Origin of the sequence: Pseudomonas sp. NFACC04-2, assembly GCF_900119265.1 — a bacterium.
Taxonomy (GTDB): Bacteria; Pseudomonadota; Gammaproteobacteria; order Pseudomonadales; family Pseudomonadaceae; genus Aquipseudomonas; species Aquipseudomonas fluorescens_AA.
Window position 1 is genome coordinate 76459 of record NZ_FPJC01000017.1, and the last position, 21103, is coordinate 97561.

Below are 21103 nucleotides of genomic sequence, written 5' to 3' on the forward strand. Positions count from 1 at the left end.
AGCAGCGGCGAGTGCGTCCAGGTCACGGCTTCTGCGCCAGGCAGAACACCGTCAGGCCGGCGATACGATTGGCCCCCATGAATGGACGCTCCAGACTGCACAATGTCTTCAACACGCCATTGACCAGCGGATGATGCCGCGCAAGCTGCGACTTGGCCGGAGCCCCGGAGCCTTGGCGCTGCAACAGGCGCAGGCCGGCGGCAATGGGAAATACCAGGCCGAAGTAATACGCCCCTTGCTGGACCTGCAAACCGGCCTGCGCCACGACGCTTTCCAGCTGTTTGAGGGTATAGCGGCGCTTGTGCTCGAGAAAATCGTCATGCCCGCTCCAGAGAAACTGGAACGCCGGCACGGTGATCAGGAAGCGGCTGCCGGACGGCACTTTGTCGACGTAGGCCTTGAGCAGGCCCACGTCATCATCCACGTGCTCCAACACATCCATCAGCAACACCAGGTCGGCGTCCAAGGTGTCGATGGCGCGTCGGTAGCGGACCGGTTTACCGGCGGTGCTGGCGTCGGAGTCGGCCGGATAGCTGATGTCCACGCACCAGGCCTGGGCCGTTGCGGTATGGGTCAGCAAGTGATGGGAAAAAAAGCCCGACCCGGCGCCCACGTCCAGCAACGTGCTGGCCGATATGCCCTTGAGCATATGGAGCATGGCCCGCGCTTTCGATCGGTAGTACCAATGCTGCTCGATATCGGGACCGAGGATGTCGGTTTCCTTGAGGTCCATGGTCAGTCCTTGGAGTCATAGACGCGCCGCACCAGGAAAACCGGCCGACGCTTGGATTCGATATAGGTGCGGCCCAGGTATTCCCCCAGCACGCCGATGCCGATCAGTTGCAGTCCCCCCAAGAAGGTGACCGCGACCATCAGCGAGGCATAGCCCGGCAGGTCGACCCCGGAAATCAGGGTCCGCAACACGATGAACATGGCGAACGCAAAGGACACCAGCGAGACGCAAAGCCCCAGGTACGTCCAGATACGCAGCGGTTCGGTGCTGAAGCTGGTGATGCCTTCCAGGGCAAAATTCCACAGGCGCCAGCCGTTGAACTTGCTTTCACCGGCGGACCGTTCAGGCCTGACGTAGTCCACGTGGGTGGTGCGGAACCCCACCCAGGCAAACAGCCCTTTCATGAAGCGGCGCGATTCGGGCAGGGTTAGAAGGGCATCTACCACACAGCGATCCATCAAGCGGAAATCGCCGACATTCTCCGGCAGCTTGTGGTCGGCGATTTTGTTGTGCAGCCGGTAGAACCCGTTGGCGGAAACCTGTTTGGCCCAGGAGTCGGAATCGCGATTGACCCGATGCCCCAGCACCACTTCGGCGCCGTTGCGCCAATGGGCGATCATGTCCAGGATCACTTCGGGAGGGTCTTGCAAATCGACGTCGATCGGCACCACCGCCTGGCCACGGGCGGCTTGCAGGCCGGCGCTCAACGCTGCCTCCTTGCCGAAGTTGCGACTCAGGTCGACGATGCGGATACGCGGGTCGGCCTCCTGCCTGTCCAGCAGTAGCGCCAACGTATCGTCCACGCTGCCGTCATTGACGAACACCAGCTCCAGGCTCACCAGCGGTTCATGGGCAAAGACCTGGTCGATCCTGGCCATGAACAGATCGATGGACTGGGCTTCGTTATAGACCGGAATGACAAGCGAAAGCGCTAGACGACCTTGCAGATCCGCTCCTGGATATTCAGTCACTTGATGGCTCTTTTTCTTATAGTGTTTTCAGTCCCATCGGGCTTCCGGCCCTAGGCGTCGAACCGTATTAAGCAGGACCAGGCAGGGCAACGCAAGGATCAAGTCAGAACTTCAGCCGACTATATATTCGCAACATGACTTTCCTTCTGTAAACGGTCGAACTGCCGATCAGAGCCCATGCCCAGCAATATTTGATAACCAATGGAAACGAATTTCCCATAGCCAAAACCGACCACTTGGCTAGGCTTGCAGCCACATGTTCAACGCATGTCTTGAGTGAATGAATCGCAGGGAGCGAACCGATGTATTTTGAAATCTATCGACAGACCCGAGGCACCCCGAGCACCGGCAAAGGCCAATGGCGCTGGCGCTTGAGAGCCGGCAACCACGAAACAATCGCCAGTGGCGAATCCTATGTGAACAAGAATGACTGCCTTCACGCCGTCAGGTTGATCAAGAACGTTCATGACGAGACGCCCGTAAAAGAAATCTGAACACCGCCAAGCGGAACCGTAGGAGCTGGCGAAGCCTGCGATCTGTTGATCTTGATCCTTCGCTTGAGATTCAAGTGTCTGGGGAAAGATCGCAGCCTCGTTGCACTCGACAGCGCCTACATCGGTTCTGCTTTTTTTGCTGTGACGATGGTTTCCAGGCAGGTAGGGTATACGGACAAAAGCAGGAGGCCGGTGCAATGACTCGATCCATCCACAATCGCGACTGGCTGGTGCGGGCACCCGATTCGAGGAACATGGAACGCATCGAGGCTTATTTCAGTGGGCACGGCTACAGCACCCATCGCCATGACACCTACGCCATCGGCATCACGCTTTCCGGCGTCCAGAGCTTCAACTATCGCCAAAGCAAGCGTCACAGCCAGCCCGGCGGCACCATCGTCCTGCACCCGGACGAGGTGCACGATGGCGAAGCCGGGACCCGCGATGGCTTTCGCTACCGGATGTTCTACATAGAACCGTCGGTGATCCAGCAGGTGCTGGGGGGCAAGCCGCTGCCTTTTATCGAAGGTGGATTGTCCAACGATCCCCGCCTCAACATCGCGACCCGTCGATTGTTGAACAGCCTGGATCATCCCCTCGACCCGCTGGAGGAAGAGGACGCCATCTACGATGTGGCCCAGGCCCTCGACATTGCGGCGGGCAACAGGCGCGGACGGCGGCTGATCGACTACCCGGCGGCAGAACGTGCCCGTCTGTTCATCCACGATGCCCTCGACCAGGTGATCACCCTGGACGATCTGGTGCAGGCAAGCGGCAGGGACCGATGGAGCCTGTCCCGGGATTTCCGGGCGCTGTACGGCACCAGCCCCTATCGTTACATCACCCAGCGTCGCTTGAATGAAGCCCGGCGCCTGGCCTTCCAAGGCACGCCATTGAGCGAAGTGGCCCTGGCCTGTGGTTTTTTCGATCAGAGCCACATGATCCGGTTGCATACCCAGGCCTTCGGTATTTCACCGGCACGCTGGTTGAACATGCTGCGCTAAGACAGCGACTGCGCAGCGCAAGAAGCTGCACGATCATCCAATACGCTCGCTGGCTCGAACAATAAAGTAGGACGCACCACCCCACCAAGGAGATGCCTCGATGACCCATTACGCCCCCATCAACTTCGCCCAGAAATACACCCTGTTCCAGGAACAGTGGACGCCGAAAGTCGTGGCCGAAATGAACGACTACCAATTCAAGATCGCCCGGCTCGAAGGCGACTTCATCTGGCACGCCCACGCCGATACGGATGAAACCTTCATCGTGCTGGAGGGCGAGCTGCGTATCGACTTTCGCGACGGCGCGGTGACGATTGGCCCGGGCGAGATGTACGTGGTCAAAAAAGGTGTGGAGCATAAGCCCAGCGCCGCCCAGGAAGTGAAACTGCTGTTGATCGAGCCTCGCGGCGTGATCAATACCGGCGAAGAAACCAATGAGCGAACGGCGGTCAACGATGTCTGGATCTGACTGAGCCAGGCTCAATCGTATTCGGCTTCCTGGTGGTCGCCCAGCAACCGCCGTTGGCGAGGTGTTGCGGCCGCCAGGACCTCAGGATTGAACCGCCAGTGCAGATAGGGCGAGAACTTCTGCGCAACCATGCGTCGGCCATAGTGCACCTGGAGCATGTACCGCGTGCGGTCGGTGGTCCGGTTGTCACTGCCGGCGTGCCATAGTTCGCTGCGCAGAATCAGCACATCGCCCGCCCTGCACAGTACTGGCTGCGCGGAGCGCCCTTGCCATTGCGTTTCACCCGCTACAGGCGCCCGACCGGCCTTGTGGCTGCCAGGGATCACCTGGGTCGGGCTCAAGTCGGCGTCGATGTCATCCAGGTAAAACTGCGCGGTGAACACCTGCATCGGCAGATCAAAGGCCGGATCGGCCAACAGGTCTGGCGGCAACGCCATCACCAGGTAATCCAGGTGCAACGGCGCCCCTGTGAAACCGGGATGACAACGCCAGGCCGTCTGGCCAATGACATGACAATCATCGCCCAGGGCTGCCTCGGCCAGCTCGATCACACCGGCCACATCCAGGAACGGCAGCCAGAACGGGTCGCGATTGAACACACATTTGTAATGATCGATGACGCCGCTGTAGTCCCAATGCCGGGGCTTCAACTGGTCGATGGCAGGGTGCAGGTCGGCAATCTGCCCGGCGTTCAACACACCGGGCATCAGGACAAAGCCCTGCTGATGCAGGGCTTCCAGAAGGTCGTCAGTAGACACGACACCACCGGCTTCAGGTACGGAAGCGGCCGGTCAGTTCCGCCAGGTTTCTCGACAGGCTCGAAAGTTGCTGACTGGCCTGCATGCTCTGGGCGGAATTGGATGCCGCTTCGTTGGACAAGTCGCGAATGTCAGAGATATTGCGGGCAATCTCTTCGGTGACGCTGCTCTGCTCTTCACACGCGTTGGCGATCTGTGCAGCCATGTCATTGATCCGCTGGATAGAGCCGCTGGTACCGCTGAGCACCTGATCGACGCCCGCGGCGCGCTCGACGCTGTCCCGGGCCTTGCTGCTGCCGACCTGCATGGCTTGCACGGCCTTGGCGACACCGCTTTGCAAGCGCTCGATGCGCACCTGAATGTCTTTGGTCGAGTCCTGGGTGCGTGCCGCCAGGGCCCTGACTTCGTCGGCCACGACAGCGAAACCACGGCCTTGCTCACCCGCCCGTGCCGCCTCGATGGCTGCGTTCAGCGCGAGCAGGTTGGTCTGTTCGGCAATGCCCCGGATCACTTCGAGCACGGCGCCGATGCTGGAGGTTTCCTGGGCCAGTGCCTCGATCGTGCCCGAAGCGCTCTCCACTTCCTGGGCCAACTGGCGGATCGACTCGATGGTGCTGCTGACCACCTCAGCACCGTCCCGAGACTGACTGCTCGCCTGTTGCGCGGCATCCGAGGCGCTCACCGCGTTATGCGCAACTTCATGCACCGCCGCGCTCATCTGGGTGGCGGCGGTACTGACCTGATCGAGCGCCGCATGTTCGCTGCTGATCAAGCGGTCATTCGTCGCGGCCATATCGGCCATAGCGCGCGCCGCGGAGTCCACTTCCCCGGTTACCCGTCCAACCTCGGCAATCAACGGCTGCAATTTGTCGAGAAAACGATTGAAGGCACCGCCGAGCTGGCCTAACTCATCAGCGGAGCGTACCTCGAGACGCCCTTTCAAATCGCCGCCGCCCTCGGCAATCTGCTCGACGCGGTGCAGCAATCGACGCATAGGGCTCAGCACCACCAACGGCAAGACAATAAGCACAAGGACGCAACAGAGCAGGCCTACCAACAGAATCAAACCCTGTTGCACACCGACCGCCTTGCCGTTTTCAATCGCTGCGTCGCCTTCGCGATGTGACGCCGCATCTTCAAGGTCACCCAGCTTGTCGATGGAGTCCCGCATGGTTTCGAACAGGCGTTCACTGTCACCGAAGCTCAGGGCGCTGGCGCCCTGCGGATCGCTTACAGACTGCTCGAGGACCCGGCGCGAAACCTGCATCCATTTCCCGAAGCTGTCATTGAACTGACTGACCAACGCCTGCGCCTCGGCACCGGGCTGCATCGCGGCATATTGCTGCACGCGGTCATACGCCTGCTTCGCATTCTCGCTGTGACTGGTGCTCAGCGCTTGAATATGCTCATTCGCATGACCGTCCAGCAGGCTGCGCTCGGCGACGAAAGCTTGATAAAGATCGCGATCGGCATTGAGCAACAGGCTGATGGCCGGCAGATTACGTTTGGTCAATTGCGTGCTCGATTCAGTCACCTGACCGATGCCACGCATGCCCGTCCACCCCATCAGCACCAACAACAGCGCGAGAAACGCAATGGGCAGAGTGATTTTCCAACGAAAGCCCAGATCGGCAAAAAACCGCAGCATGGGGTGTCACTCCTTTCATGGGGATTAACTTACCTATCGGCAGCCATGCCTTGAGCTATAGACCATTAGTCCAATTGTTACAAAGCCTTGGGCTGTGATCATGCAGGTTGCGGGGGGGTTGGACGGGACAAAAGGGGGACTGGAGGCAAGCGCATAGGGGGATTTTTCTGACTTCGGCGGCACCACATTTAAATTCAATTGCTACCCGTGATGCGAACGTTACCCTCCTCATGATATTGGGGGTAATGAGTAATCAATCCCCAGCTTTCGACGTTGTGTTTGCGGCCAAACGCATTCATCGGCGAATCGGGCGTGACGAAGACGGTGAGGGTGTTGTCGGCAGGGCCATTGAACGGCTGAACACGCGCATAGATTTGCATCGTTCTTTGCTTTCCAAGCCCCTTGGGCAGTCGACCATTGACGACCGTATTGGGTAACGGGCCGGTGCCATAGAACCCCGTTCCAGCCTGCACCCGCTGATGCAGATTGATGACATATTTGGGATACAGGACGACACAGCGTCGAACGTTATCCCACTCCACCGGAAGATGATCAGGCAAGGTTGTCAGTGACTGAATCGCCAAGCGCAAATCGCTGTAGGCCTCTGTCCGCTGCGTTTGCGCAAGCCCCCGTTGAACGCCCACGGCATTAAGGAACAGCGCTTCGGCCTGGGCACAGGCATCGAGGTTAGGCTTGAGCAAGCGACGCGTCTTGGCGAGCGCGTTGGTCATTGTGATATGGACCATCCGCAACGACTCGAAAAACACATCCTCGGAGGCAAAACGCGAACTGACACCACTGGTCGGAGCCGGCTCACCTTCCGGATCGAGGCCGGTCAACAACCTGTCCATCAGTTGCTGGTCCGTCAGGGACGGATGATGCCGGGCCAGGACATGACCGCTCTCGCCCTGCCGGGCCCGCACGTTGGCACGCACGCGCAACGCCCTGACCTCTCGACTGACGAGGGCCTCCTGCAAGCTGAGAGCAGCAGGAACAACGTTCATGTTCATGACGTTAAGCCCGTTCATGGGCGGCGGAGGCGGAAACGGAACACCATTGAGCCCCGCATTCTGCGGAGGTATGACCGCATTTTGCTGAACACCCGGGGCTTGCTGCTGGATATTGGGATGGCCACCACCTTGGACCACTTGGGCGCGTACAGGCGCCGCGCCACCGGCATTTTCTGGAGGGGTCATGTTATTGCCCGTCGTCAGCCAGTTATAGAACTGTTGTACGTAGGCCAATACTCCATAAATCATCGTCAAGCCTCCAGGAAAATCCTTTTAGACCGTCGAAAACACCTTGCCTGGCGCTTGTCCGTTAAGAGAGGGCGTTGTCGATGAGATTGCCCGCCTTGCCCCCGGTGGCCATGGGCAAGCCAAGCAGATGACTGGCTTGAACGCAAATTGCAGTAGGGAATTTTCCGACATTTCCCGCCCACATAATTCAGGGAATCTTCTTACGCATCATCTGATCAAGGATAAAACGACACACAACCTGTGGGAGCAAAGCTTGCTCGCGATGGCGGCAGACCAGTCAATGGCGTTGTCGACTGGCTCACCCCAATCGCGAGCAAGCTTTGTTCCCACGGGTTTGGAGCTTAACTGACTGGCATTAGACTCCCACAGGGGGCCATTTAGTCAGGGGCGAGCCTCATTCATGAGGCTGAAGCCCCTCCGGTTTGCCCGGATCGATTACAAGCGGATCAGTGGAGAACGGGGACACGACTAGAGGCAGGCTGATTACATATGAATTCACAATTGTGGTCTGCCCCCCGTCTTTCTCCAGCATCCTATTTAATGGGCCATCTCCTAAGGCTGAGCCGGGGTCATAGCGAGTCCTTTGCCCCATAAATCAAACGAAACGAAAAAAGCCCCTGAAGAAAGCGGGGACAGACCACGATTAGAGGCAGGTTTATTACAGATAAACACACGATCGTGGCCTGTTCCCAGTCTCCGCTCTAATCCACTCTTCAGACAGGTGAATGATTAGCCGCATGCCCAGGCTGCGCATGAAGATCGATGCCTAGCGCATGAATGACCTTGAGTACTGTATCGAATCTCGGTTTTGATCCGGGGGCGAACGCCTTGTACAAGCTTTCTCGTCCCATGCCGGAGTCTTTAGCGATCTGCGCCATGCCTCGGGCCTTGGCTACATAGCCGATCGCTCGGAGAAACTCCTCGCTATCACCATCAGCCAACACCTGGGAAAGGTATTCACTGATCGCTTCGTCGCTATCGAGTAGTGCGGCCATGTCAAATGTCGTCAGGTGTTGGCTCATGCTCAAATCTCCTTTGCCAATTTCTTCGCTCGCCGGATATCAGCACTCTGTGAAGACTTGTCACCCCCAGCCAGTAGCACGATGACCACTCCACCGCGCATGGTGAAATAGACCCGGTAGCCAGCGCCTACATCCACACGCAACTCTGAAACACCATCACCGACAGGTTTCACATCGCCCAGGTTACCTGCTGCGGCGCGATCAATGCGGCGGGCGATAGCGATTTTTGCTCGCAGATCACGAACCGATGAGTGCCAAGCAGTAAACGTCTGCGTTTGCTGAATGAGATAATTCATGGGCAAACCGTATCCAGCTGGATACTAGAAGTCAAGATACTGATGCCGGTCATCCCTCCGTATTCTCAATCCGAGGGCGGGGGAAGAAATGGGAACAGATCACGATCTGATGATGAGTGAACTCAAAACTGTGACCTGTCCCAGTCTTTAAATCGCGGCGCAAATCATAGGTCAGGCGATCCGCGCCCCGACGTTCACGCTCGTAGTACTGCCGCACAATCCATGTCGCCGCGTTCGCCATACGCGACAAAACGCCAAAAACGAAAAAGCCCCTGAAATGTTCAACCATTTCAGGGGCTTAGTCGTATTCAATAATGGCGGAGAGATAGGGATTTGAACCCTAGGTACTGTCGCCAGTACAACGGATTTCGAATCCGTCCCGTTCGGCCACTCCGGCATCTCTCCAGTGGCGCGCATCATACCAGCACATTCGCCGGAAGCGAACCCCCGAGCGAAATTTTTTCCGTGCTATCAGATGCTTGCGTCGATTACAGCGGTACACCCAGGCGATGGGCGACTTCTTCGTAGGCTTCGATGACGTCACCGAGGCCCTGGCGGAAGCGGTCCTTGTCCATCTTCTTCTTGGTGTCCTTGTCCCACAGGCGGCAGCCGTCCGGACTGAATTCGTCGCCCAGGACGATGGAGCCGTCGCTGAACACACCGAACTCAAGCTTGAAGTCCACCAGCAACAGGCCGGCGTCGTCGAACAGCTTGGTCAGCACGTCATTGACCTTGAGGGACAATTCCTTCATGCGGGCCAGTTGCTCGGCGGTGCCCCAACCGAATGCCACGACGTGGGATTCGTTGATGAACGGGTCGCCCTTGGCGTCGTCCTTCAGGAACAGCTCGAAGGTGTAGGGGTTGAGCTTCATGCCCTCTTCCACGCCCAGGCGCTTGACCAGGCTGCCGGCGGCGTAGTTACGCACGACGCATTCGACCGGGATCATGTCCAGCTTCTTGACCAGGCATTCGTTGTCGCCCAGCAGCTTGTCGAACTGGGTCGGCACGCCGGCGGCTTCGAGTTTTTGCATGATGAAGGCGTTGAACTTGTTGTTCACCATGCCCTTGCGGTCCAGCTGTTCGATGCGCTTGCCGTCGAACGCCGAGGTGTCGTTGCGAAACAGCAGGATCAAGCGGTCAGCGTCGTCGGTCTTGTAAACCGACTTGGCTTTGCCGCGGTAGAGTTCTTCACGTTTTTCCATGATGGGCTCCGCTTGCTAAGTAGTGGGCTAGGCGATATGTCGCCAGTCGAGCCCTGAATCTTGATCGGCCAGTTGCAGCCAGTCCGGGTCGCACCCGAGGGTGTCGACAAAACATTGCCGGGCCAGCTGCGGCAGGTTGTTCTTGCTGCTCAGATGGGCCAGGACCAGGTGTTGCAGGCCTTGCCAGCCCAACTCGGCCACCAGGAACGCGGCCTGGTGGTTGTTCAAATGTCCGTGTTCCCCGCCGACCCGCTGCTTGAGGAAGTACGGGTAGTAACCACGGGCCAGCATGTCACGGCAGTGGTTGGACTCGATCATCAACGCATCGAGGTCCCGGTAACTGTCCATCACCCTGTCGCAATACGACCCCAGGTCGGTGAGCAGCCCGAAGCGCCGCTCGCCGTCACTGAACACATATTGCGTCGGTTCCCGGGCATCGTGCGCCACGCTGACCACGCTGATGTCCAGGCTACCGATACGCAGTGGCTCGCCACCGACCACGAAACCGGCTGGCTCGATGGGTTTGCGCAGGCCAGCCAGTGTCCCACGACTCAGGTACACCGGCAGATTGTAGCGCCGAGACAGCAAACCCACGCCATGCACGTGGTCGGCATGTTCGTGGGTCACGAGTATCGCGCTCAGTTGCGCCGGGTGCACACCCAGGCGCAACAGGCGCTTCTCGGTTTCCCGCAGGGAGAAACCACAATCGACCAACACGTAAGTGCCAGCGCTGGCGACCAGCGTGCCGTTGCCCTGGCTACCGCTGCCGAGAACGGCAAAACGCATCGGATCAGCCCAGGTTATCCTGAATCACGCTCAATACCTTGCGGGCCACATCGGCCGGCGCCACGGTGTTGATGTTCTTCTCGACAGTGACCTGGACGCTTTCGCCGACCTTGCTCAGGCGAACCTGGTAACGCTCGGCGCGAGCTTCGACTTCTTCCTTGTCCGGCTTGCTGCCGAACAGACCGCTGAAGAAGCCAGGCTTGTCGTCTTTCTTCTCGGCCTTCTCGGCGAGGTTGATGTAGTACAGGCCCAGGCTGCGGTTGATGTCCTCAACGCGCCACTCACCCTGTTCCAGCGCACGGCCAACACTCGACCAGGCACGGTCCAGGTCGGAGCCGACGTTGAGCACCGGGTTGCCGCTGCCGTCTTCGCTCAGGCTGACGCGGCTCGGCGCATCGAATTCCTTGGATGCCAGCATCGAGACCGAACCACCCTGCTCTGCCGTACGGCTCATGCTGGCGAGCATGTCGTCCACCAGCGCTGCGTCGAGGCCGGTGTTGACCGAACGGTTGGTGAAGGCCACGTCGGCGGTGCTGCCGGCAGGACGCTCGGCGGTGACCACGTAGATTTCACTGGTGTTGCGCTGCACGCCCGGCTCGATGCGCACCCGCACGCGGGTTTCGCTGTCAGCCGCGACACCGGCGGCGCTCAAGCGCTTGGCCATGGCGGCGGACAGTTCGTCGGAACGCTGCCAGGTGGTGGTGAACTCGCCGGTCTGCGGGCGCTGTTCGTCCAGGCGGAAACCGTTGTCCTGGAAGAACTGGATCGCCACCGGCCAGACTTCGGCCGGCGGATGCTGGCCCATGACCCAGCTGGAATCGCCACTCTTCTGCAGGGTGTAGTCGCTGGCGTCGGCCACGGCCGACAGCGGCTGTGGACGAGGGACGACGTATTCGCCCTTGACGCTGTCGTCCGCGACGTTGCGCGGAATCGGCAGCAGCGGATCCAGGCGCTTGGCGACGTTGACGTCTTGCGGCAGTTGCATCGGTGCAGTCTGTTGCGCTTGCAGGTAATCGCTACCACGGTCGCGGAAGTAACCTTCCGGTCCCCAGATCCATCCGCAGCCACTGGTGCTGGAGATAATCAAGGCAAGTGCGGAAAGTCCGGCCATTCGCTTCATGCGTTGTACTTCCTCAATTAAACCAGGACGCCGGACTGGCGCAGGGCCTGCCGCAGCGGTTCGTGACAGGGAGTGCTCAACCAGGTCAGTGGCAAGCGGATGCCTTCGTGCATCAGGCCCATTTCGACCAAGGCCCACTTCACCGGAATCGGGTTGGCCTCGATGAACAGGTCCTTGTGCAGCGGCATCAGTTGTTCGTTGATGGCCCGAGCGGTCTCAGCGTCGCCCTTGAGCGCGGCCTCGCACAGATCGGCCATTTCGCGCGGGGCAACGTTGGCGGTGACGGAAATGTTGCCCTTGCCACCCAGCAGGATCAGCTCGACCGCGGTCGGATCATCCCCGGACAGCACGATGAAGTCCTTGCTCACGCCATCGAGGATGGCCTTGGCGCGCTTCATGTCGCCGGTGGCTTCCTTGATGCCGATGATGTTCGGCACGGTGGACAGGCGGATCACGGTCTCGGCCTGCATGTCACAGGAGGTGCGGCCGGGAACGTTATAGAGAATCTGCGGGATGTCGACGGCTTCGGCGATGTGCTTGAAATGCTGGTACAAGCCTTCCTGGGTCGGCTTGTTGTAGTACGGGACGACCAGCAGGCAGGCGTCGGCACCGGCTTCCTTGGCGTTGCGGGTCAGCTCGACGGCTTCGCGAGTCGAGTTGGCGCCAGTACCGGCGATGACGGGGATGCGACCGTTGACCTGCTTGACTACGGCACGGATGACTTCGATGTGCTCATTGACGTCGAGGGTTGCCGACTCGCCGGTGGTACCGACGGCGACAATGGCATGGGTGCCGTTCTCAAGGTGGAAGTCCACGAGTTTGCTGAGGCTGGCCCAGTCAAGATGCCCTTGTGCATCCATGGGTGTGACCAGTGCCACCATACTGCCCGCAATCATGAAACCGCTCCTGCCGGAAAAAGAGAGCGGTAATGGTACTGGCGCCAAGATGCTTGTACAAGCGAACTACCATTCCCCTGGGCGATGGTTTTCGCTACCCTTCAGGCTTTGATCGGTATCGACAAGCTCATACGCCGGTTTCCAGCCTCCGTTTTCGACGCCACGAGCCCCGATCCCGGGTTTGTCCTGGTGCATTCCTGCTGTCGCGGAATGCAGCGCAACCCCGGGCACAAGGCTTGAGCCGTTCGTTTTCCCGGGCCGGGCGCCGTGTCGAGCGGCAAAGGTACCGACCGCTCATCGCTTTAGGAATGCTGCATGTCCACCCCCACAGTCCGCGAACAATTCCTTGTTATCAGTGCCCTTGGCGCCAACCCCATGGAGCTGACTAACGTCCTGTGCCGCGCCAGCCATGAAAATCGCTGCGCCGTCGTGACCTCACGCCTGACCCGCCATGGCGAATGCAGTGCACTCGTGCTCGAGATCTCCGGCAGCTGGGACGCCCTGGCGCGCCTGGAAGGCAGCCTGCCGGTGCTGGCCAAGAAGCATGCCTTTACCGTCAACGTCGTGCGCAGCGCCGCCCTGGAGAACCGTCCCCAGGCCCTGCCCTATGTGGCCTACGTGAGCTCGGCCTACCGTCCGGACATCATCAACGAGCTGTGCCAGTTCTTCATGGACCACCACGTCGAGCTGGAAAACCTGACCTGCGACACCTACCAGGCCCCGCAGACCGGCGGCACCATGCTCAACGCCACGTTCACCGTGACCCTGCCCGCCGGCACCCAGATCAGTTGGCTGCGCGATCAGTTCCTGGACTTCGCCGATGCGATGAACCTGGATGCGCTGATCGAACCGTGGCGTCCACAAAACCCAATGTAAGGAAGCGTTCATGGCCGTTGCCGTCGACCAGCCGGTTACCGATTTCCAGGCGTCCGCCACCAGCGGGCAGACCATCAGCCTCGCCGCCCTCAAGGGCAAGCAGGTGGTGATCTATTTCTATCCCAAGGACAGCACTCCCGGTTGCACCACCGAAGGCCAGGGCTTTCGCGATCAGTACGCGCAATTCCAGGCTGCCAACACCGAAGTGTTCGGCGTCTCCCGGGACAGCCTCAAGTCCCACGAGAACTTCAAGTGCAAGCAAGAGTTCCCCTTCGAACTGATCAGCGACAAGGACGAGGCGGTCTGCCAGCTGTTCGATGTGATCAAGCTGAAAAAGCTCTACGGCAAGGAATACCTGGGCGTTGACCGCAGCACCTTCCTGATCGACAAGAACGGCGTGCTGCGCCAGGAATGGCGTGGCGTGAAGGTGCCAGGGCATGTGGATGCAGTGTTGGCGGCGGCCCAGGCCCTCAACAAGGGCTGAAATTTTCGCTGCCTGTACTGGCGCTATCGCGAGCAAGCTCGCTCCCACACGGGATTGGTGGTGTTGCTCAATCCAGTGTGGGAGCGAGCTTGCTCGCGATGGAGCCATCGGCCTCCCCTATTTAGTCAAAGCTACAACAACGGCGCTACAACCGGCTCCTTGCTCGGCCACGCATCCAGCACCGCCTTGAACAGCGTCGCCAGGGGAATCGCAAAGAACACCCCCCAGAATCCCCACAGCCCGCCAAACAGCAGCACCGCACAGATGATCGCCACCGGATGCAGGTTCACCGCCTCGGAGAACAGCAGCGGAACAAGCACATTGCCGTCCAGGGTCTGGATGATCCCGTAGACCGCCATCAGGTAGATGAACTGATCGCTCCAACCCCACTGGAACAGCGCAATCAAGGCCACCGGCACGGTCACCACCACGGTACCGACGTAAGGCACCACCACCGAAATGCCCACCAGCAGCGCCAGCAGGGCGGCGTAATTGAGCCCCATGGTCACGAAACCGATATAGGTCACGCCGCCGCAGATGAAAATCTCAATGACTTTTCCGCGAATGTAATTGGCGATCTGCCGATTCATCTCCTGGGCCACTCGGGTGATCAGCGCCCGCTCACGAGGCAGGTAGCCACGCACCCACCGCCCGATCATTTCCCGGTCCTTGAGGAAGAAGAACACCAGGATCGGTACCAATACCAGATAGATCATGATGTTGACCAGAAGCGGCAGGCTGGACAGCGAGAACGTCAGCGCCCATTGGCCGAACTTGCCGATCTCGCCACGCACCACTTCGATGGTCTGCAACACCTGCTCATCAGATACCAAGTGCGGATAACGCTCAGGCAGCAGCAATAGCAGGGACTGCCACTTGGCGAGCATCCCCGGCAACTCGTTGAACAAGGTCACCAACTGGTGCCAGAGCAACGGCACGATCACCACGATAAACACCACCAGCACGCCCATGAACAGGGCAAACACCAGCCCGACTGCCGCAGTGCCGGGCAACCGCAAACGCTCCAGCGTCGTGACCAGCCCCTGCATGAGATACGCCAGCACCATGCCCGCCAGCACCGGCGCCAGCATGCCGCCCAGGGTCAGCACGGCGGTAAACGCCAGGAACAGCAGTACTGCCAGAACCACTGCCTCTTCATCGGAGAAGTAGCGCTGAATCCAATCGCGTAACACTTTGAACATTAAAAATCCTTAAGAGACGCTATCGGTTTTTTCAGGCCTTTTTCAGCCAGTAACGGTAGACGCCATTTTCGTCTTCTTCACGCAGCAGCGTATGACCGGCCAATCGGGCGAAGGTGCGAAAGTCACGTTGCGAGCCCGCATCCGTGGCGATCACCTTGAGCACACTGCCGCTGGCCAGGCGATTGAGTTCCAGCTTGGCCTTGAGCAACGGCAACGGACAGTTCAGGCCGCTGGCGTCCAGTTCGGCATCGTGGGCTACAGCATCAGTCATGGGTTCGCTCCGCGGCAGGTCGTTGAGCGGCCTAGAATATCTGGTCCCGGGCCCGGTGTCCGGCTACAGTAGGGTCTTTGTCAACTAAGGCTTCGTGCATGACATTTCTGCGCCCCACCCTGCTGACGCTCGCTTGCCTGCTTGCCTCACCGGGCTTCGCCGACGACTTGCCGTCACTTGGCGATGCCAGTTCTGCCATCGTCTCGCCAGAACAGGAGCACCAACTGGGCCGCGCCTGGCTGGCCCTGCTGCGCAGCCAGGTTTCACAGCTCAACGATCCACAGCTCAAGGACTACGTGGAAACCAGCGTCTACAAGCTGGTGGAAACCAGCCAGGTCAACGACCGGCGCCTGGAGTTCATCTTGATCAACAGCCCGCAGCTCAACGCCTTCGCCGCACCGGGCGGGATCGTCGGGGTCAACGGCGGCCTGTTCCTCAACGCACAGACCGAAGGCGAATACGCCTCCGTCATGGCCCACGAACTGGCCCACTTATCACAACGCCACTTCGCCCGCGGCGTCGAAGCCCAGCAACGCATGCAGGTACCGATGATGGCGGCGCTGCTGGCTGGCATCGTGATTGCCGCCGCCGGTGGCGGTGACGCCGGGATCGCGGCCATCGCCGGAACCCAGGCTGCCGCCATCCAGGAACAACGGCGCTTCTCTCGCCAGAACGAACAGGAAGCCGACCGCATCGGCATCCAGAACCTGGAGAAGGCCGGCTACGACCCGCGGTCCATGCCGACCATGTTCGAGCGCCTGATGCGCCAGTATCGGTTCGACGCCAGGCCTCCGGAATTCCTGCTGACTCACCCAGTGACCGAATCGCGGATCGCCGACACCCGCAACCGCGCCGAACAGGCCAAGCCCGGCGGCATCGAAGACAGTGTTCGCTATCAACTGATTCGCGCACGAGTCCAGTTGATCTACGAAGAAACCCCGGGCCTGGGCGCCAAACGCTTCCGGGCACAGCTGGATGAGAATCCGAAGAACGACGTGGCCCGCTATGGCCTGGCGATCGCGCAGATCAAGGGCGGCCAGTTGAATGACGCACGGGAGAATCTCAAACCGTTGCTGGCCAAATCGCCCAACGAGATCATCTACAACCTCGCCCAGGTGGACCTGGACATCACCAGCAACAAACTGGCCGACGCTCAATCCCGCGTCGACCGGATGCTGAGCCAGTACCCGGACAACTATCCGCTGAACCAGGTCCGCGTCGACCTGCTGCTCAAGCAGAACCGCCCCGCCGATGCCGAGAAAGCCCTGGAAACCTTGCTCAAGTCACGCCCGGACGATCCGGACGTCTGGTACATGGTGGCCGAGACCCGTGGGCTGTCAGGCAACATCATTGGCCTGCATCAGGCCCGTGCCGAGTACTTCGCCCTGGTGGGCGACTACCGTCAGGCCATTCAGCAACTGGACTTCGCCAAACGGCGCGCCGGTACCAATTTCCCCCTGTCATCGCGCATCGATGCCCGCCAGCGTGAACTCATGGAGCAGGAACGCATGGTCAAGGACATGATGGGCTGAGCATTCGCCAGGCATAAAAAAACCGCCTCTTTCGAGGCGGTTTTTTTTCAGCGGCTAACCGATCATTCGGCCAGCTTGAAGGTGATGAAGCTCGCACGCCCCTGACGCAGGACCCGCATCGACACCGAACGATTCTTCGGCAATGCCTTGGCAATGTCGGTGAACTCCTTGGCCGAACCGATGGCCTGGTTGTTCAGGTGCGTGATGATGTCGCCCGGCTGCAGACCGATCAGCGCGGCAGGACCGTCCTGCACTTCCTTGATCACCACGCCGCCCTGGAGCTCCAGGGTGCGCTTCTGCTCTTCGGTCAGCTCGGCCACCGCCACGCCCAGGCGGTTGCTGCTGCGCTCGACGCCGGACTTGGGCAGCGAATCCAGTTCCTTGCCCTCTTCAGGAATGGCCCCGACGGTCAACTCGACGTTCTTGCGCTTGCCCTCGCGAATCACTTCCAGATTGGCCTTGGCGCCAGCCTTGAGGGCCCCCACCAGGTGCGGCAGGTCGGCGGACATGACGATCGGCTGACCATTCATGCTCAGAATCACGTCACCCACTTGCAGACCGCCCTTGGCAGCCGGGCCACCTTCCTGGATCTGCGCCACCAGCGCACCGGCGGGTTTATCCAGCCCGAACGATTCGGCCAGGTCCTTGTTCACTTCCTGGATCACCACGCCCAACCAGCCACGGCTGACCTTGCCTTCGCTTTTCAGTTGGTTGGACACGTCCATGGCAACGTCGATCGGAATCGCGAAGGACACGCCCATGAAGCCGCCCGACCGGGTGTAGATCTGGGAATTGATGCCAACCACTTCACCGTTGAGGTTGAACAGCGGGCCACCGGAGTTACCCGGGTTGATCGGCACGTCGGTCTGGATAAACGGCACGTAGTTTTCGTTCGGCAGGCTGCGACCGATAGCGCTGACAATACCCTGGGTCACGGTATGGTCGAAGCCGAACGGCGAACCGATGGCAACGACCCATTGGCCGGCTTTCAGGTCCTGGGATTTGCCCAGTTTGAGCACCGGCAGGTCCTTGCCCTCGATTTTCAACAGCGCCACGTCGGAACGTGGATCGGTGCCAATCAGCTTGGCCTTGAGCTCGCTGCGGTCGGCCAGGCGAACCAGGATTTCGTCGGCATCGGCGATCACATGGTTGTTGGTCAGGATGTAGCCATCAGGCGAAATGATGAAGCCCGACCCCAGGGATTGGGCTTCGCGCTGACGGCCACCGCCGGGCGAACGGGGTTGTTGTGGCATGCCACGCTCGAAGAACTCCCGCAGCATCGGCGGCAAGCCTTCCAGGTCCGGCATCTGCTGGTCCGATACACGGCGATCCGGCAGCTTCTGGGTCGTGCTGATGTTCACCACGGCGGGTGACGCCTGCTCGACCAGTTGCGTGAAATCAGGCAATTCGACCGCCACGGCAGGAATGGCCTGGCCGAGCACAAGCACGGTGGCAAAAATGGAGAGATAGGTTTTCAAGCGTGGTATCGACATACGGCTCCCGTTACGACGAGCATGGTTAAGCGATATGGAGCAAGGAATACCAGGGAAAGATACGCCGGTATTTTTGTTCCGGGAACAGACAAGGCCAGAGCCGAGCGGCTCTGACCTATAGAAAAAAAGCTGGTTTTTTGCAAATGAAAATGCTGACAGGAAGTTTCGGCATTTCGATCAAGCCCTGGCGTCACCAGCCTCTCGCGCAATCGAACCACCCGTGCCGTCAGCCGGCTATTGAGTCGCGGTGACATCGGAACGCATGGAAAGCGCGATCCGTTCCGCCGTACCGATAGGAATCTCACCGACCACCGTGACCATCATTTCGCCCTGGGGCGTCGTGAGCCTGCGGGAGACGGCAGCCGTCGGACCAAGTTGAGTACGGGTATCGGTGGCATTGGCACCGTTCAACGGTTCCAAGAACACCGAGAAGCGCGCCAAGCCATCGTCGTACATCAAGCTGCTGACCTGGACCTGGGTGTCCGGGTCCTTGCGCACGGCACTGCTGGTCAGTTCAAAGCCAGGCGGCAACCAGTCCGAGCGCCAGGCAGCTTTCACCGCAACGGCCTTGCCGGGATCCTGCGCGACAGCCTTGCATTCGGCGCTGGCTTGCAGGTCAGCGTCCGCGGGAGCGGCTACGTTCAAGCGGGTGAACTGGAAACGTTCGAGCAACTGGCCCTTGTCATTGAGCAACAACGACTTGAGCGGCAGGCCGGTTTCTTTGTCCAGATGCAGCTCGAAGCCATAACGATGCTGGTCCTTGGGCGTCAACGCCACGATGACCGCTTGACGCCCGGCCACGCGCGACTTGCCTATGACAGCGAGGTCATACCAATTCTTGAGTTTTTGCGGATCGAGCGCCCGTGAAGTGCCATCCGGCGTGTTGCCCAGCCCCGCGATCAAGGAGCCGCTGACGCATTGAGTATGCCCATCAATGCGCACGACTTCCTGTGCCGAGCCGTCGAGCTGGAGGAACCGCTCGCGGACCTTACCAGCCTGGACGCGATGCCAGATGTTATGCGTAGAAAAACTACCGTTGCGCTCGTAAACGAAAGTGCCCTGGAAGCTCTGCTGTTGCTCGGCTTGACTCAGGCGGTTCAACCAGTCCTGAGCCTCATCGGCATGGGCTGGAATCGCACACCAGCCACCAAGCAGAAGCGTGAATAGAGGTATGGCGCGCAATGGTTTTCCTTATTAACGGTTTTCCAGGCTAGCGGCACGGGCGTAAGGCAGCGCGCTTTCGGTACCTTTCAAGGCAGCTTGCTGGGCATGCTGACGCAGGTAGTTGGGCAGACGCTGATCATGCCAGCCGGGCTGGCCTTGCAGAACACCGTTGACCATCGGGCCAGCGGTTTCCGAACCTTCGCTGTAACCGGCCAATACCGCTGGACCCTTGACCTGTGGAGCGGCCAAGCCAGGCTGGTTGGACTGTTGCGCCATTTGCACGCCGGCAATCTCATCCTGGTTGTACAGGCGCACACCGGCCAATACGGCAACGGTGACCGACGCGGCTACCGCCAGACGACCCAGGCTGCGCCATGGTCCGCGTGAAGCTTTTGCCGGTACGGCTTCGTCAGCCAATGCAGCAGAAACGGCCGCGGCGATGTCCAGGCGTGGAAGCAGCAAATCCTTGTGCATAACAGCCCGGGCGATCTGGTAACGAGCCCAGGTCTCACGTGTTTCAACATCGTCGAAGGCATTCAATACCCGACGCAATTCAAGTTCGTCCGCTTCGTTGTCCATAACTGCGGACAGCGATTCCTGCAGGGCTTCACGACTCATGGCGTTCCTCTCTTGGCTGTCGCCGCTGTCTCTAGTTTTCCTGCAACAAGGGTTGCAGGGCTTTATCAATGGCCTCCCGAGCGCGGAAAATCCGGGAGCGCACGGTGCCCACAGGACATTGCATGACGCTCGCAATGTCTTCGTAACTCAGACCGTCGAACTCACGTAAAGTTAAAGCCGTACGCAAATCTTCAGGCAATTGCTGGATGGTTCGATGGACGGTGCCTTCGATCTCATCCCGCAGCAACGCACGTTCCGGTGATTCGAGATCCTTGAGGCCATGATCGCCATCATAGAACTCGGCATCTTCAGAACTTACATCGCTATCCGGCGGCCGCGTGAAACCAGATAGTTTTTCGCCGTGTTAATGGCGATGCGGTAAAGCCACGTATAAAACGCGCTGTCCCCGCGGAAATTACCAAGTGCGCGGTAGGCCTTGATGAAGGCTTCCTGAGCGACATCCTGCGCTTCATGGGTGTCGTGCACGAAACGCACGATCAACCCGAGAATTTTGTGCTGGTATTTCAGCACTAGCAGATCGAAAGCTCGCTTGTCGCCGCGTTGGACCCGCTCGACCAGCTGCTGATCCTCTTCCTGGGTTAGCATGAACACTCCTCGATAAGCTCGAAGGAGGCTTGCATTACTAATTGACCGGGCTTGCAAACATAGACTCGGGCTTTTCGCAAAAGTTCTCCCCCTTCCAAGCAAGTTTCCGGCGCGCTCTGATCTCGGCACGCACGAAAAACGCAGCAGGAGATTCCCCGGCTGCGCGAATAATCTGTCATCGGGTCTGTCGGCAGCGATT

Annotated in this window: 22 protein-coding genes, 1 tRNA gene and 2 pseudogenes; 6 read left to right on the forward strand and 19 right to left on the reverse strand. The window is 59.6% G+C overall.

Annotation, left to right across the window (positions count from 1 at the left end):
* Window positions 1-22: 22 nt before the first annotated feature.
* Both BT125_RS20940 and BT125_RS20945 read right to left on the reverse strand, forming a co-directional pair.
* Complete coding sequence (locus tag BT125_RS20940) at window positions 23-733, reverse strand: class I SAM-dependent methyltransferase (RefSeq protein WP_072409877.1); 711 nt, start codon at window positions 731-733, stop codon at window positions 23-25.
* A gap of 2 nt (window positions 734-735) precedes the next feature.
* Window positions 736-1704 (reverse strand): glycosyltransferase family 2 protein, encoded by a 969-nt coding sequence (locus BT125_RS20945; protein WP_072409879.1) that lies wholly within the window; start codon window positions 1702-1704, stop codon window positions 736-738.
* 302 nt (window positions 1705-2006) lie between these two features.
* Here BT125_RS20945 and BT125_RS20950 point away from each other — a divergent pair, with 302 nt between their 5' ends.
* From BT125_RS20950 to BT125_RS20960, 3 genes are all read left to right on the forward strand, one after another.
* Window positions 2007-2198: a YegP family protein gene (locus BT125_RS20950; protein WP_072409881.1), complete on the forward strand. Its 192-nt coding sequence runs from the start codon at window positions 2007-2009 to the stop codon at window positions 2196-2198.
* Window positions 2199-2395: 197 nt separating this feature from the next.
* The gene (locus BT125_RS20955; RefSeq protein ID WP_072409883.1) at window positions 2396-3202 is read left to right on the forward strand and encodes an AraC family transcriptional regulator; all 807 of its coding nucleotides are present in this window, start codon (window positions 2396-2398) and stop codon (window positions 3200-3202) included.
* Between the two features lie 100 nt (window positions 3203-3302).
* Window positions 3303-3671 (forward strand): cupin domain-containing protein, encoded by a 369-nt coding sequence (locus BT125_RS20960; protein WP_072409885.1) that lies wholly within the window; start codon window positions 3303-3305, stop codon window positions 3669-3671.
* Between the two features lie 11 nt (window positions 3672-3682).
* On the opposite strand, the gene BT125_RS20965 is transcribed toward BT125_RS20960, so the two are convergent.
* The 11 genes and pseudogenes from BT125_RS20965 to dapA form a co-directional block, all read right to left on the reverse strand.
* Complete coding sequence (locus BT125_RS20965) at window positions 3683-4429, reverse strand: phytanoyl-CoA dioxygenase family protein (protein ID WP_072409887.1); 747 nt, start codon at window positions 4427-4429, stop codon at window positions 3683-3685.
* Between the two features lie 13 nt (window positions 4430-4442).
* Window positions 4443-5231, reverse strand: coding sequence for a methyl-accepting chemotaxis protein (locus BT125_RS30060; RefSeq protein ID WP_371857820.1), 789 nt, complete (start codon window positions 5229-5231; stop codon window positions 4443-4445).
* Between the two features lie 69 nt (window positions 5232-5300).
* Window positions 5301-6077, reverse strand: a pseudogene (locus tag BT125_RS30065) (MCP four helix bundle domain-containing protein); the annotation flags it as partial.
* A gap of 194 nt (window positions 6078-6271) precedes the next feature.
* Complete coding sequence (locus BT125_RS20975; protein ID WP_072409891.1) at window positions 6272-7336, reverse strand: hypothetical protein; 1065 nt, start codon at window positions 7334-7336, stop codon at window positions 6272-6274.
* Window positions 7337-8049: 713 nt separating this feature from the next.
* Window positions 8050-8358, reverse strand: coding sequence for an addiction module antidote protein (locus BT125_RS20980; RefSeq protein ID WP_072409893.1), 309 nt, complete (start codon window positions 8356-8358; stop codon window positions 8050-8052).
* 2 nt (window positions 8359-8360) lie between these two features.
* Window positions 8361-8654 (reverse strand): type II toxin-antitoxin system RelE/ParE family toxin, encoded by a 294-nt coding sequence (locus BT125_RS20985; RefSeq protein ID WP_072409894.1) that lies wholly within the window; start codon window positions 8652-8654, stop codon window positions 8361-8363.
* Window positions 8655-8969: 315 nt separating this feature from the next.
* Window positions 8970-9059 (reverse strand) — tRNA-Ser (locus BT125_RS20995).
* Window positions 9060-9142: 83 nt separating this feature from the next.
* Window positions 9143-9856 (reverse strand): phosphoribosylaminoimidazolesuccinocarboxamide synthase, encoded by a 714-nt coding sequence (gene purC / locus BT125_RS21000; RefSeq protein ID WP_072409897.1) that lies wholly within the window; start codon window positions 9854-9856, stop codon window positions 9143-9145.
* A gap of 27 nt (window positions 9857-9883) precedes the next feature.
* Window positions 9884-10642 carry an MBL fold metallo-hydrolase gene (locus BT125_RS21005; RefSeq protein ID WP_072409899.1) on the reverse strand — a complete coding sequence of 253 codons (759 nt, stop codon included), beginning with the start codon at window positions 10640-10642 and terminating at the stop codon, window positions 9884-9886.
* A gap of 4 nt (window positions 10643-10646) precedes the next feature.
* The gene (bamC, locus tag BT125_RS21010) at window positions 10647-11762 is read right to left on the reverse strand and encodes an outer membrane protein assembly factor BamC (protein WP_072409901.1); all 1116 of its coding nucleotides are present in this window, start codon (window positions 11760-11762) and stop codon (window positions 10647-10649) included.
* 17 nt (window positions 11763-11779) lie between these two features.
* On the reverse strand, window positions 11780-12658 hold the full coding sequence (dapA, locus tag BT125_RS21015; protein ID WP_072409903.1) for a 4-hydroxy-tetrahydrodipicolinate synthase: 879 nt from the start codon (window positions 12656-12658) through the stop codon (window positions 11780-11782).
* Between the two features lie 315 nt (window positions 12659-12973).
* On the opposite strand from dapA, the gene BT125_RS21020 reads away from it, so the two are divergent.
* Both BT125_RS21020 and BT125_RS21025 read left to right on the forward strand, forming a co-directional pair.
* Complete coding sequence (locus BT125_RS21020) at window positions 12974-13534, forward strand: glycine cleavage system transcriptional repressor (RefSeq protein WP_003184325.1); 561 nt, start codon at window positions 12974-12976, stop codon at window positions 13532-13534.
* Window positions 13535-13544: 10 nt separating this feature from the next.
* Window positions 13545-14018 carry a peroxiredoxin gene (locus tag BT125_RS21025; RefSeq protein ID WP_072409905.1) on the forward strand — a complete coding sequence of 158 codons (474 nt, stop codon included), beginning with the start codon at window positions 13545-13547 and terminating at the stop codon, window positions 14016-14018.
* A gap of 131 nt (window positions 14019-14149) precedes the next feature.
* Here the strand turns inward: BT125_RS21025 and BT125_RS21030 are convergent, their stop codons facing one another.
* Entirely contained in the window at window positions 14150-15220 is a 1071-nt protein-coding gene (locus BT125_RS21030) for an AI-2E family transporter (protein WP_060738761.1), read from the reverse strand.
* Between the two features lie 31 nt (window positions 15221-15251).
* Entirely contained in the window at window positions 15252-15491 is a 240-nt protein-coding gene (locus BT125_RS21035) for a sulfurtransferase TusA family protein (RefSeq protein ID WP_053120054.1), read from the reverse strand.
* Between the two features lie 98 nt (window positions 15492-15589).
* On the opposite strand from BT125_RS21035, the gene BT125_RS21040 reads away from it, so the two are divergent.
* Window positions 15590-17023, forward strand: coding sequence for a M48 family metalloprotease (locus BT125_RS21040; protein WP_072409907.1), 1434 nt, complete (start codon window positions 15590-15592; stop codon window positions 17021-17023).
* A 62-nt stretch (window positions 17024-17085) separates the two neighbouring features.
* Here BT125_RS21040 and BT125_RS21045 read toward each other — a convergent pair whose 3' ends face one another.
* The 4 genes and pseudogenes from BT125_RS21045 to rpoE form a co-directional block, all read right to left on the reverse strand.
* Window positions 17086-18516 (reverse strand): DegQ family serine endoprotease, encoded by a 1431-nt coding sequence (locus tag BT125_RS21045; RefSeq protein WP_072409909.1) that lies wholly within the window; start codon window positions 18514-18516, stop codon window positions 17086-17088.
* A gap of 234 nt (window positions 18517-18750) precedes the next feature.
* Window positions 18751-19698, reverse strand: coding sequence for a MucB/RseB C-terminal domain-containing protein (locus BT125_RS21050; protein WP_072409911.1), 948 nt, complete (start codon window positions 19696-19698; stop codon window positions 18751-18753).
* A 12-nt stretch (window positions 19699-19710) separates the two neighbouring features.
* Window positions 19711-20298 carry a sigma-E factor negative regulatory protein gene (locus tag BT125_RS21055; protein ID WP_014337028.1) on the reverse strand — a complete coding sequence of 196 codons (588 nt, stop codon included), beginning with the start codon at window positions 20296-20298 and terminating at the stop codon, window positions 19711-19713.
* Between the two features lie 31 nt (window positions 20299-20329).
* Window positions 20330-20904: pseudogene (gene rpoE, locus BT125_RS21060) on the reverse strand (RNA polymerase sigma factor RpoE).
* Window positions 20905-21103 lie beyond the last annotated feature (199 nt).